Source organism: Alphaproteobacteria bacterium, assembly GCA_033762625.1.
GTDB lineage: Bacteria > Pseudomonadota > Alphaproteobacteria > UBA9219 > RGZA01 > RGZA01.
The window spans coordinates 1-12,143 of record JANRLI010000009.1; the positions used below are offsets into that span (position 1 = coordinate 1).

Sequence of the window (12,143 nt, forward strand, 5' to 3'; positions counted from 1 at the left end):
TCGTGCGGGCTTGCCACTGCAAGATATGGAGTTCATCCAGTTCCATCCAACCGGTGTTTATGGCGCGGGTTGTTTGATTACCGAAGGTGCACGCGGTGAAGGCGGTTATGTCACCAATGGTAATGGCGAACGCTTCATGGAACGCTACGCACCATCTGCCAAGGATTTGGCTAGCCGCGACGTGGTCAGCCGTTCGATGACCATCGAAATCCGCGAAGGCCGTGGCTGTGGACCGAAAAAAGATCACATCCATTTGCATCTTGAACATCTTGATCCAAAAATTCTGCATGAACGTCTGCCGGGCATTTCCGAAACCGCTAAGGTGTTTGCGGGCGTTGATGTGACCAAGGAGCCCATCCCCATTCTGCCAACCGTGCATTACAATATGGGCGGTATTCCAACAAATTATCACGGTGAAGTTATTCGCCCGACTAAAGATAACCCCGATGCCATCGTGCCGGGTTTAATGGCGATTGGCGAAGCGGCATGTGTTTCTGTACACGGCGCAAACCGTTTGGGTTCAAATTCGCTCCTTGATTTGGTGGTGTTTGGACGCGCCGCCGCTATCCGCGCAGCTGATGTAATTAAACCCAACGCGCCGCATAAGGTGCTGCCGGCATCCAGTGTGGATGGTATCATGTCGCGATTTGATAAACTGCGTAATGCCAATGGCGGCAGTAAAACTGCGGATATCCGTGACAAAATGCAACATGTGATGCAAACCAATTGTGCCGTGTTCCGCACCGAAGAGACATTGAAAGCGGGTGTGGATGGCATTAGTGCGCTATTGAAGCAACGCGCTGATATAAAGGTTTCAGACCGGTCCTTGATCTGGAATTCCGATTTGGTTGAAACGCTGGAGCTGGATAACTTGCTGGTACAGGCAGCCGCGTCGGTTGTTTCTGCGCATACCCGCAAAGAGTCGCGCGGTGCACATGCTCGCGAAGATTATAAAGATCGCGATGATGTGAACTGGATGAAGCACAGCATTGCCTATGTGGATGATGCAACAGGTAAGGTGACGATGGATTATCGCCCTGTGCATCTGTACACCATGAGCAAAGACGTAGAAGTCGTTCCGCCAAAGCCCCGTGTATACTAATGGGCGTGTACTAAGTACACTCAGCTCGGATCATTTTCGTTCGATTGACGTTGTCTAACCAGAAAATCTGGCGCAACTGCCCGGTGTTCCTGCTCCATGCGATAGGTTGCAAGGGCAGATGGATTAGGTGGTTTTTTCATCCGCAGTTTGATTTTTTCAACGGCTTTTCGGCTGATGGAGTCAATCACCTCAATCGGGCCATGTTCCAGATCGTGGAAAAATTCACTTACCACAGGCAGTAACATCACCTGATCATAATTCACGATACGGTCAGATATATCGCTCACTGGAACGCGTCCTGTGATCGCATATACCAACAATTTGAAACTACCTGCTCTGATTTTGCCGCCGGTTTTTATAAGCCGTTCAATTTCTTTACTTGAATGCACCATCGTGAATACGGGCACGCCCAATTCGCGGTCATAGTGCTTACCAACAATAAGCGCGACGTGTTCATGTTCCGATGGTTCGCGTGGATCGAGGCGCATATGTGGAAAGTTACAACGCACAAAATTGCCCACGCGCAGATGACTGTAATTTTTACGGCTCATATGTTTATTTAAAAAAAATCTTAAAATAGTTCAGCAGAATGTATCAAATATCTGTCCTCTATGGACGTATGGAATTACTTTCGAGCCATATGAAAAAACCCGCAAAACTGCTGGTTTCGCAGGGTCTTAAGCCATGGACTGAGTGTTGGTTAATATTAAGCGGCTTTTTGTGCGTTAAAAATGCCAAGGACCGTGCTGATCATTTGCGTATCCAATTCACCACTGGGTGAAAGCTTGTCCACCAGTTTTGGCAAAATTTGTGCAAGCTGTGTGGTTGTTTCTTGCGGCGTCATGTTGGCGGCGCTGGAGATTTGTTGAACATGTGCTTCGCCCAAACCTTGTTCAACTTGTTCTGGCGTGATTGGCATATTCTGTCCGGTAGAAATCCATGATTGCACGATTCGACCAAGACCATTCTTTTCAAAATTCTCTATCATCGTGGCGATGCCTTGCTCGCCGCCATGTTGCTGAACATAGTCGATGAACGCATGTACGAGCGGGCCTTGTTGCCCGTTGCCAAGTGATTTAATAGCTTGTTCCAAAATCATGTTCATCAGGTTCATGGCAGATATCCTTTTAAAAAAGTAAGCGGGCAATATAGCGGGGTGGGGTTCGGCTGTCGAATCATGCGCATCTGCCATGTAAAACCGTGGTTTTTCATTGTTAATTGCATAAGAAAACCGTTGAAGTCAGAACCTACAGTTCATATTATGAATGCACCTTAAATTCCTGCCTCTTACCTATATTGAAATCCTATGGTTGAACTTACCCTTCCGGCGCATTCCAAAGTCCAAACCGGTGTTACACACCCAGCGCCTGCCGGCGTTAAAAATCCGCGCAAGTTTAAAATCTACCGTTTCAATCCTGATAAAAACGAAAATCCATCACTCGATACCTATACCGTTGATATGGATGATTGTGGCCCGATGGTGCTTGATGCACTGCTCTATATTAAAAACAAAATTGATCCGACGCTGACGTTTCGCCGTTCCTGCCGTGAAGGTATTTGTGGTTCATGCGCGATGAACATTGATGGACAAAATACATTAGCCTGCTTAAAGGCAACCGAAGATTGCCATGGGGATGTCGCTGTTTACCCGTTGCCGCACCGCCCGGTGGTGAAAGATTTAATTCCCGATGTAACGCAGCTTTACGCACAATACGCATCCATCCAGCCTTGGCTGCAGACACAAACCTTGCCGCCACCGGATAAAGAGCGTTTACAATCGCAAGATGAGCGCAAAAAACTTGATGGCTTGTATGAATGCATTTTGTGCTTCTGCTGCTCAACTTCATGCCCGAGCTATTGGTGGAATGAGGAACGCTATCTTGGCCCTGCGATATTACTGCAAGCCTATCGCTGGATTGCAGATAGCCGCGATGAAATGACGGGTGAACGTCTGGATAATCTTGAAGATCCATTCCGTTTATATCGCTGCCATACCATTATGAACTGCACCAATGCTTGTCCAAAGGGGTTGAACCCCGCGCAAGCGATTGCAGAAATTAAGCAGTTAATGGTTGAACGCCGCGCTTAAAAAAGAAGCGTTTAATACGCCGCCAAAACATTCTTGACCACTTATGTGCGGTGTGAAAAGCTATTCGCATATTCACACCCTTTATTCACATTCGTGGAGATTACTGCATGGTCATGGATACTGTTACGGATGCTGGCACAGCAACGACGCACGCAGGGAAGAAACCAGATATTCTGGCTTGGTTTGATTGGGCGGAACGCTTGACCACCGGTCTTGGCACGAAAAGTGAATTGAATGTGATAGAAGAAAACAACTTCGATGCGGTGTTGCTTTCTGCGGTTGCGGCGCTGCATGCAAACAAACCCGGCGTTCATTTGCCAGAACAACTTCAGGCGGATTTGGATAGAACAGGGGTGGCGGCACCACAACGTCTGGTCGTTAATTCGGGTTCTGCAATTGCCGTTGAAACCATCACATTGTTTATGCTGGAACGCCTTGCTACACGCGATGATGAACGCGCATTTGAACTTGCCGAAGATTTACGAATTATTTCAAGGGGCGGTGTTTTTGCAAACCAGCTTGCACTGTTTCAAATGAGCCTTGCCGATATTAATCCAGATTTGAATACGCGTAATTTTGAACCATGGGGCGATAAGGCGGATCATCTTAAAGTAGCCAGTGCTCAGCGTTTGGTGAAACCTGATAGTTTTGAAGGGCAAGCAGTTCAAAGCGCCAACCGCGTAATGCAGAGCTATTTTAAAGCACCTGTACCACGCCTGGATGCGGCTTAGCTTTTCAAATTAATTGGGGTCGCGGTCACCGCGAACCGTGCGCCATGCGCCGCCAGGAATAACTTCCGTGCCGAATGGCGTGCGGATAGGAATTTCACGAATAACAACCTTTTGACCTTCGCGGCGCTCAAAACTTTCGCCCTGATGTGCCTCGGCTGACGCATCGTAATCGGCAATTGGCGGCAGGCTGCGTGGGTCACGTTCTACAGCGCGCTCAACAACTTGCTCTGCTGCTGCGCGTGGACGAGGTTGGCCAGCTATTTCCAATTCATCAATCTGGATTTTTCCAGCATTGTCCCAAAGGCTGAAGCGAATGCGTGCTCCGCCCCTTAATGTTGTGCCATCAGGATATCCGGAACGGCGAAATGCAGAAACATGCAAAAATGCATCACGGCCAGCAAGTTCCGGTATGTTTTGGTCCGGTTGAACAAAAGTGAAGCCACGATCAAAATCCTGCTTCAGGCGACCGGAGTATGGCAAGCCATCGGATTCCGGAATTCCTGCAATATCCTGTGCATCAAAATCACGGTCTGAAGAATAGCTTTGTTGTTGCAAAGGGCGCTCGCCAATTTCACGTGCCGCGCCACCTAGAATGGTTGTGCGCTCAGGCGGGCGCGCAGAAGGCGTCGCAGTAGGTGTAGCTGTTGGCGCTGCTGCTGGAGCTTTCGGCGTTACTTCCCATTTGCCGATATGCTTTTCGATTTCAATGCATAATGCGCCAATCGTCATAGTACGATCGCGGCGGCGCTGTGCTTGTATTTGCTGGCCACCTTCAGTATCCCACAAATATTTATCATTTACCCATTGGGTAAGGTTTTCGCGTAAATCTTTCGGCAATTTTTTACCTGGCAGGCTGATAATAAAAAGATCCGAACCTTTATAGGTCCCAGCTATGCGAAGGCCTGTGGTGCCTTCTGCTGCAATCTGTTCATCGCCTTCTTGGATGAGTTCAAAATAAACTGATATAAATGCCTTGGTGTCTTTATTCCATACCACAGCAACGGCTTGTTTATCATCTGGGGCTCTAAGGATGGGTTGGCGTGGCTTCGCCGTCATGCCGCTAAATGCTGTTTGGCCATTCCAAAGCGTATATTCGCTATCTGCCTTTAAATTGAATTCTGTTGGTATGCCCATAAAAAAATTCCTTAAATGTTATAATCCGCAATTTATCATGCCGTTTTGAAAGTAATTTGAAGTTTTGCTAACATCGGTATTAACAACCGCGCTCGACAGATTAATAAAACCCTATAATCTATGGGGATTAGTAAACATTAATAGGGTTTGGTTTTTATGGTCGCACGCATACGCACCGTTGCCTTTGAAGGCGTGGATGTCCTTGATGTGGATGTGCAAGCGCAGATTTCATCTGGTCTCGTTGCCTTTACTCTTGTCGGTTTGCCGGACAAGGCCGTGACGGAATCCCGTGAACGGGTGCGCGCGGCGCTTCATGCGCTTGGGCTTTCCATGCCCGCCAAGCGCATCACCGTAAATTTGGCGCCAGCGGATGTACAAAAAGAAGGAAGCCATTTCGATCTACCCATCGCGCTTGCCTTGCTCGTTGCGATGGGCGTCGTGCCGCAAGACGCCGTTGCTGATTATATTGCGCTGGGCGAATTGGCACTTGATGGAAGTCTAACACGCGTAACAGGCGTTTTGCCTGCGGCGATTAATGCTAAGGCACATGAGTTTGGTTTGATTTGCCCCGCCGCAAATGGCAGCGAAGCATTGTGGGCAGGGGATGATATGAATGTGCTTGCGCCGCAATCATTGCTGCAACTCATCAATCATTTTAAGGGCACCCAAGTCCTTACGCGGCCTGAGCGCCGCATGGAAAATCTGGATGGCGCATCACCAGATTTGCGCGATGTGAAAGGGCAGGAAGCTGCCAAGCGTGTGTTGGAAGTTGTCGCGGCAGGCGGGCATAATTTATTGATGCTGGGCCCGCCGGGTTCCGGTAAAAGCATGCTTGCTGCGCGTCTGCCGGGTTTATTGCCGCCACTTTCACCACGCGAAGCGTTGGAGGTATCGATGATTCATTCGGTGGCTGGCATGTTGCCTGATGGACAATTGCTGCGCCGTCGTCCGTTTCGTGATCCGCATCATTCAGCTTCACTACCGGCACTTATTGGCGGCGGGATGAAAGCTAAGCCCGGTGAAGTCTCGCTCGCGCATTTTGGTGTGCTATTTTTGGATGAGCTTCCCGAATTCCAGCGTCCAACATTGGAAGCGCTGCGTCAGCCATTGGAAACAGGACGCGCGGTTGTTGCACGCGCTAATCACCATTTAACCTATCCTGCACGGTTCCAATTGATCGCCGCGATGAATCCGTGCCGTTGCGGTTATCTGGGCGATGCGTCGCAAGCATGCAATAAAGCCCCTGGCTGCGGTGCGGATTATCAAAACAAGCTTTCTGGGCCGCTGCTTGACCGTATTGATTGCCATGTAGAAGTTCCCGCTGTCAGCGCAAATGATTTAAGTTTGCCACAAGCCAAGGAAGATAGTGCAACGGTGGCCGCGCGCGTTGCGCAGGCCAGAGCATGTCAGATCGAGCGCTATTCGAAAATGGATGCACCAATAAAACCAAATAACAATTCCGAAGCAGATGGAGAGTTGCTACAGAAAGTTGCAACCCCCGACAGTGGCGGCCAGAATTTATTAAGCCAGGCTGCTGAGCAACTTAAGCTATCTGCGCGGGGTTACACCCGCGTTGTGCGTGTTGCCAGAACCCTAGCAGATTTGGAAGGCGTGGATGGCGTAAAGCGCGCCCATGTTGCAGAAGCATTGAGTTATCGCCGCGTTGCCAATAGCCGCTAGTAAACGAGCCGCTGGCAAAACGCCAAAAAACCACATATATATCTGGTTATGCGATTAGGAATTAACATTGATCATGTAGCGACTTTGCGCAATGCGCGCGGGGGCAATAACCCGGACCCATTACGTGCTGCCCTTATGGCTAAAGACGCGGGTGCGGATTTGATCACCGCACATCTACGTGAAGACCGTCGCCATATACGCGATGCGGATATGGAGCGTTTGCGGGCTGAGTGCGGTTTACCACTCAATATGGAAATGGCTGTCACGGATGAAATGACCAAGATTGCATTGCGCCTTAAACCACATGCAGTATGTCTGGTCCCCGAGCGCCGCCAGGAAATCACGACCGAAGGCGGGCTTGATGTCATCACGCATTTTGAAAAAATAAAAACCTGCGTTGGCGCATTACAGGATGCCGGGATTGAAGTCGCCTTGTTCATCAGCCCCGATGAAGCACAGATTGACGCTTCCAAAAAAACCGCATGCAAAGCGATTGAATTGCACACTGGTTCTTACGCCGATGCTGGCGCGCAGCAATCACAGGAATTAAAGCGCCTGCGCGTTGGCGCTGATTATGCAGCACTGCTTGGCATTGAAGTACATGCGGGCCATGGTCTTACCTATGATAATGTCTCGCCCGTGGCTGCAATTAAGCCGATTGTTGAATTGAATATAGGGCATTTCTTGATGGGTGAAGCAATGTTTGTTGGCATGCACAGCAGTATCCAGAAAATGAAAAACATTATGGCGGATGCGCGCAAGAAAGCTGCTGCATGATTATCGGCATTGGTAATGACATTTGCGATATTACGCGCATCGAAAAGACCTATGCCAAATATGGGGAGCGTTTTTTAAAACGTATTTACACACCGATTGAACAAAAAAAAGCATTGCAGCGTTCATCGGCGCCTCCAACGCTTGCTAAACGCTTTGCTGCAAAGGAAGCTTGCGCAAAAGCATTGGGTACAGGAATGAGCGCAGGCGTATTTTGGAAAGATATGGGCGTTGTGAACGACCCAAACGGGAAACCCACGCTTGTTCTGACGGGCGGCGCACTAAAGCGCCTGGAGGCGATGACCCCCAAAGGGTACAGCGCCAGCATCCATTTAACATTGACCGATGAATATCCGAATGCGCAGGCCTTTGTGATTATTGAGGCTATTAAAAAGGATTGACCAACCCCTAGTGAAAGCGCCACATTCGCGCTTTAATTCAAAGTTAAGCAGTAGTTTATGAAACAAAATCAATCCGCCGTGCCCGCAAAAAATGTACAAAACGAGCAGCCAAAAGATGATGGCCTGTTCGAATTTCTTCGCACGCTGACCGTTGCTGCGCTCATTGCAATTGTATTCCGCGCGTTCTTCTTTGAACCGTTCAGTATTCCATCGGGTTCCATGGTGCCGACCTTGCTGGTAGGTGATTATTTGTTTGTTTCGAAATATTCTTACGGCTATAGCGGGCTTTCTGTTGGTTTGGGTTTTTTGGAACACACCTTTGGTTTGAAATTGCCTGCTGGCCGTTATGGCCAAACGAATAAACCGCAGCGCGGTGATGTGATTGTGTTTAAGGTTCCGTATGATGGTAAAACAGACTACGTAAAACGTCTCATCGGTTTGCCGGGCGATACCCTTCAGATGGTAGAAGGCCGTTTACATGTGAATGGCGAAGTGGTTCCACGTGATGTAACAGGCAGCTACAACATTACTGGCGATGATCTGGAAGAAGACCATGAAGCGTTTCGCCAGCCATTTAATCTTCCTGCGATTGAATATAATGAAATATTACCTGGTGGTCGCCAACACCACATTCTGGAAATGAGTGATGATAGGCAGCTAGATGATACGCAAGCTTATAAGGTGCCGGAAGGCCATTATTTTGTCATGGGCGACAACCGCGATAATTCGCAAGACAGCCGCGTGATGCGCCGTGTTGGGTTTGTGCCGGAAGAAAATCTTGTTGGCCGCGCGGAGTTTATTTTCTTCTCGTTGAAAAACGGCTCTCCATTCTGGCAGTTGTGGAAATGGCCAAGCCATTTGCGCTTTGATCGTATGTTAAAACCAATCCGATGACACCGGCTTACAAAAACCTCACCTCAAAACTGGGCTATACCTTTAAGGATGAGCCCTTGCTGCGCGATGCGATGACTCATCCCAGCCAAGAAAGGGATAATAAAAAAGTATCCAGCTACGAACGGCTGGAATTTTTAGGAGACCGTGTTCTATCGCTGTTGATTGCTGAATGGCTTTATGAAATTTATCCGAATGAAAGCGAAGGCGAATTGGCAAAACGACATGCCGCGCTGGTCAACCGCGATTGCCTTGCGGAAATCGCTGAAACACTTGCATTGTCGGAATGTTTGCATCTCGTCAATCCCGATGATTTACGCAGGGGCCGCGTGAATATTTTATCCGATGCGCTCGAAGCGCTGATCGGTGCAATTTACAAAGATAGTGCCCAACAGTTGGATATCTTGCGTCTTCTGATTAAACAGCTTTGGCAACCGTTCATTCATCGTGATGCCGCGCCGCAAGATGCAAAAAGTGCATTGCAGGAATGGGCGCAGGGCAAGGGATTGCCGCTGCCCGAATATCGCGTCATTAGCCAGTCAGGTCCGGTGCATGCGCCAACCTTTATTGTGTCTGTTCAAGTCAAAGGGTTTGAAGCGGTAGAGGCAGATGGTGCATCCAAACGCGATGCAGAAAAGAAAGCTGCAACCATGCTGTGGCAGAAATTGGTGAAGGCATGAGTGAACAATCCTGCGGATATGTAACATTGCTGGGCGTACCCAACGCCGGTAAATCCACGTTGCTCAATCAGATTGTGGGACAAAAACTGGCAATTGTTAGCGCAAAGCCGCAAACTACCCGCGCGCGTATGCTGGGGATTGTCATGGAAGGTGATGCGCAGATTATTTTTGTGGATACGCCGGGCATTTTTAATCCCAAAAAACCGATTGAAAAAGCCATGGTCGGCGCGGCATGGGGCGGGGCAGATGATGCCGATGTGATTTTGTTGGTTGTTGATGTAACGCACCGCCAGCCTGACAGCGGCACGCAGGAAATTTTACAGCACATTAAGCACCAGCATAACGAGAAACCCGTATGGCTGGTATTGAACAAGGTGGATGCTGCAACGAATAAAGGGCGTCTATTGCCGATTGTGGAAGCGTTGCATAAAGAACATGATTTTGCGCAGACCTTTATGGTGTCGGCAAAAGACGGCGAAGGCGTGAAGGATATTATTGCTAAGCTAGGCACTGCGATGCCCAAAGGCCCATGGCTGTATGATCCCGAACAAATTACCGATATGCCGGAACGCGTTATGGCCGCTGAAATCACCCGCGAACAGCTATTTATCCAGCTATCGCAGGAACTGCCCTATAGCGCAACAGTTGAAACCGATGCATGGGAACAATTTGAAAATGGTGAAGCCAAAGTCACGCAAACCATTTATGTGGAACGCGATGGACAAAAAGCGATTGTCATTGGCAAGGGCGGCGAACAACTCAAAGCAATAGGCGCAGCCGCGCGTGCAGAAATGGCAAAAGCATTTGGTTTTAAAGTGCATTTATTCCTGCACGTCAAGGTGAAGGAAGATTGGCAACAGCATAAAGAATTTTATGAAAGTCGCGGCTTAACGAAGCAAGATTAATTATTTGCCCCGTAACATTGTGCGTAGCATCCACGCGGTTTTATGCACTTCGTGTAATTGCCCCGTCAGTAAATCTTCGGTATCCACATCATCGGCTTCATCGGCCGCGTCGATACCATTTACCAGATCTTCAGCCAATACTTCAAAATCGGAAAGTAATTGCGCGATCATCCCCTCGGGCGATGGAACCTTCGTTTCTTCCATAATGTTGCCAAGGCGGGAAAATTGAGCGAAGGATGCAGGCGCATAGGTATCAAGGGCACGAAGGCGTTCTGCAAGTTCATCTGCGGCATCGGTCAATGCTTCATATTGCTTGCCGAAAAATTCATGCAGTTGCAAAAACAATGGCCCTTCCACATTCCAGTGAAAGCCATGCGTTTTAAGCGCCAAGATATAGGTATCAGCCAAAACAACATTCAAGCATTTCGCAACGGCATCGCTGGGCGATGCTTTGCGCGCAGCTTGCTTAGGAACTTTTTTTGCTTTCTTGGCCATAAACCTATTCCTTTCAAGATTAACGCAGATTTTCCTAACGTAAATTAGCACAGGCGCGCTGAATGCGTTGGCATGCCTCCTCAAGTGATTTGCTGGAAATGGCATAGGAAATGCGGAAATGGGGGGAAAGCCCAAATGCAGAACCATGAACCACTGCAACGCCTTCGGCTTGTAGTAAGTATTTTACGAAGTCCTCGTCGTTTTGGATCACTTGGCCATCGGGTGTTTTTTTACCAATCGTTCCAGCACAGCTTGGGTATACGTAAAACGCGCCTTCAGGGCGTTTGCAGGTAAGGCCGTTGCTTTGATTTAGCATGCCAACCACCAAATCGCGGCGCGATTTAAATGATTCAACCCAGTCTTTTAGGAACCCTTGCGGGCCATTCAATGCCTCAACGGCTGCTGCCTGACTGATGGATGATGGGTTGGTGGTGGAGTGCCCCTGAATTGCGCCCATTGCTTTGATGATATCCTTTGGTCCGCCCGCATATCCAATTCGCCAACCGGTCATGGAGTATGCTTTGGATACGCCATTAATCGTTAAGGTGCGGTCGTATAATTTGGGTTCCACCTGTGCGGGTGTGCAGAATTCAAACCCGTCATAGAGAAGATGTTCGTAAATATCATCGCTCATCACATAGACATGCGGATGCTTCAGCAATACATCGGTAATCGCCTTCATTTCAGTCTTGGAATAGGCTGAGCCTGTCGGGTTGCTGGGCGAATTCATGATCAGCCATTTGGTTTTTGGCGTAATGGCTTTTTCTAAATCTTCGGGCTGTAATTTGAAATTTTTATCAGCAGGGCAGGAGATGATAACCGATTTACCTTCGGCCAATGCAACCATGTCTGGATATGAAACCCAGTAGGGTGCCGGAATAATGACTTCATCACCGGGATTTACGGTAGCCATGATGGCATTGAACAACACCTGTTTGCCGCCAGTACTGACGGTGATCTGGTCAAGCCCATAATCCAAACCGTTTTCACGTTTGAATTTTCCTTGAATGGCTTTTTTCAATTCTGGCGTACCATCAACAGCAGTATACTTGGTCTTACCTTCGCGGATGGCTTTGTATGCGCCTTCCTTTACATGGTCGGGTGTATCAAAATCTGGCTCGCCTGCGCCAAGACCGATCACGTCACGACCAGCAGCTTTCAGCTCGGCAGCCTTTTGCGTAACAGCCATCGTGGGCGATGGTTTGACATTGGCAAGACGGGCAGCAAGCATAGACATGATGGTTCCTTTATTAGCAATGAT

The 12,143-nt window shown here is 48.7% G+C and carries 14 protein-coding genes; 9 read left to right on the top strand and 5 right to left on the bottom strand.

Annotated elements, in window-relative coordinates:
* The coding region (locus SFW65_05225) for an FAD-binding protein (protein ID MDX1922509.1) at window positions 1-1,102 on the top strand (1,102 nt) is incomplete at its 5' end.
* Between the two features lie 20 nt (window positions 1,103-1,122).
* Here the strand turns inward: SFW65_05225 and SFW65_05230 are convergent.
* Both SFW65_05230 and SFW65_05235 read right to left on the bottom strand, forming a co-directional pair.
* Window positions 1,123-1,653 carry a hypothetical protein gene (locus SFW65_05230; GenBank protein MDX1922510.1) on the bottom strand — a complete coding sequence of 177 codons (531 nt, stop codon included), beginning with the start codon at window positions 1,651-1,653 and terminating at the stop codon, window positions 1,123-1,125.
* Between the two features lie 155 nt (window positions 1,654-1,808).
* Window positions 1,809-2,216: a YidB family protein gene (locus SFW65_05235; GenBank protein ID MDX1922511.1), complete on the bottom strand. Its 408-nt coding sequence runs from the start codon at window positions 2,214-2,216 to the stop codon at window positions 1,809-1,811.
* Between the two features lie 192 nt (window positions 2,217-2,408).
* Here SFW65_05235 and SFW65_05240 point away from each other — a divergent pair, with 192 nt between their 5' ends.
* Both SFW65_05240 and SFW65_05245 read left to right on the top strand, forming a co-directional pair.
* Window positions 2,409-3,191: a succinate dehydrogenase iron-sulfur subunit gene (locus SFW65_05240; protein MDX1922512.1), complete on the top strand. Its 783-nt coding sequence runs from the start codon at window positions 2,409-2,411 to the stop codon at window positions 3,189-3,191.
* A gap of 107 nt (window positions 3,192-3,298) precedes the next feature.
* Window positions 3,299-3,922 (top strand): hypothetical protein, encoded by a 624-nt coding sequence (locus SFW65_05245; protein MDX1922513.1) that lies wholly within the window; start codon window positions 3,299-3,301, stop codon window positions 3,920-3,922.
* Between the two features lie 9 nt (window positions 3,923-3,931).
* On the opposite strand, the gene SFW65_05250 is transcribed toward SFW65_05245, so the two are convergent.
* Window positions 3,932-5,056, bottom strand: coding sequence for a hypothetical protein (locus tag SFW65_05250; GenBank protein ID MDX1922514.1), 1,125 nt, complete (start codon window positions 5,054-5,056; stop codon window positions 3,932-3,934).
* Between the two features lie 156 nt (window positions 5,057-5,212).
* On the opposite strand from SFW65_05250, the gene SFW65_05255 reads away from it, so the two are divergent.
* Genes SFW65_05255 through era form a run of 6 tightly spaced genes read left to right on the top strand, consistent with a single transcriptional unit; the run spans window position 5,213 to window position 10,387 of the window.
* Entirely contained in the window at window positions 5,213-6,736 is a 1,524-nt protein-coding gene (locus SFW65_05255; GenBank protein MDX1922515.1) for a YifB family Mg chelatase-like AAA ATPase, read from the top strand.
* A gap of 48 nt (window positions 6,737-6,784) precedes the next feature.
* Window positions 6,785-7,513, top strand: coding sequence for a pyridoxine 5'-phosphate synthase (locus tag SFW65_05260; protein ID MDX1922516.1), 729 nt, complete (start codon window positions 6,785-6,787; stop codon window positions 7,511-7,513).
* Window positions 7,510-7,911 carry a holo-ACP synthase gene (acpS, locus tag SFW65_05265; protein MDX1922517.1) on the top strand — a complete coding sequence of 134 codons (402 nt, stop codon included), beginning with the start codon at window positions 7,510-7,512 and terminating at the stop codon, window positions 7,909-7,911. The genes SFW65_05260 and acpS overlap by 4 nt, the downstream gene beginning before the upstream one ends.
* Window positions 7,912-7,968: 57 nt before the next feature.
* Window positions 7,969-8,805, top strand: a complete 837-nt coding sequence (gene lepB / locus SFW65_05270; protein MDX1922518.1) for a signal peptidase I — start codon at window positions 7,969-7,971, stop codon at window positions 8,803-8,805.
* Window positions 8,802-9,482 carry a ribonuclease III gene (rnc, locus tag SFW65_05275; GenBank protein MDX1922519.1) on the top strand — a complete coding sequence of 227 codons (681 nt, stop codon included), beginning with the start codon at window positions 8,802-8,804 and terminating at the stop codon, window positions 9,480-9,482. Before lepB ends, rnc begins: the two co-directional genes overlap by 4 nt.
* Window positions 9,479-10,387, top strand: coding sequence for a GTPase Era (gene era / locus SFW65_05280; GenBank protein ID MDX1922520.1), 909 nt, complete (start codon window positions 9,479-9,481; stop codon window positions 10,385-10,387). Before rnc ends, era begins: the two co-directional genes overlap by 4 nt.
* Here era and SFW65_05285 read toward each other — a convergent pair whose 3' ends face one another.
* Both SFW65_05285 and SFW65_05290 read right to left on the bottom strand, forming a co-directional pair.
* Window positions 10,388-10,882: a Dps family protein gene (locus SFW65_05285; GenBank protein ID MDX1922521.1), complete on the bottom strand. Its 495-nt coding sequence runs from the start codon at window positions 10,880-10,882 to the stop codon at window positions 10,388-10,390.
* Window positions 10,883-10,916: 34 nt separating this feature from the next.
* Window positions 10,917-12,119 carry a pyridoxal phosphate-dependent aminotransferase gene (locus tag SFW65_05290; GenBank protein MDX1922522.1) on the bottom strand — a complete coding sequence of 401 codons (1,203 nt, stop codon included), beginning with the start codon at window positions 12,117-12,119 and terminating at the stop codon, window positions 10,917-10,919.
* Window positions 12,120-12,143 lie beyond the last annotated feature (24 nt).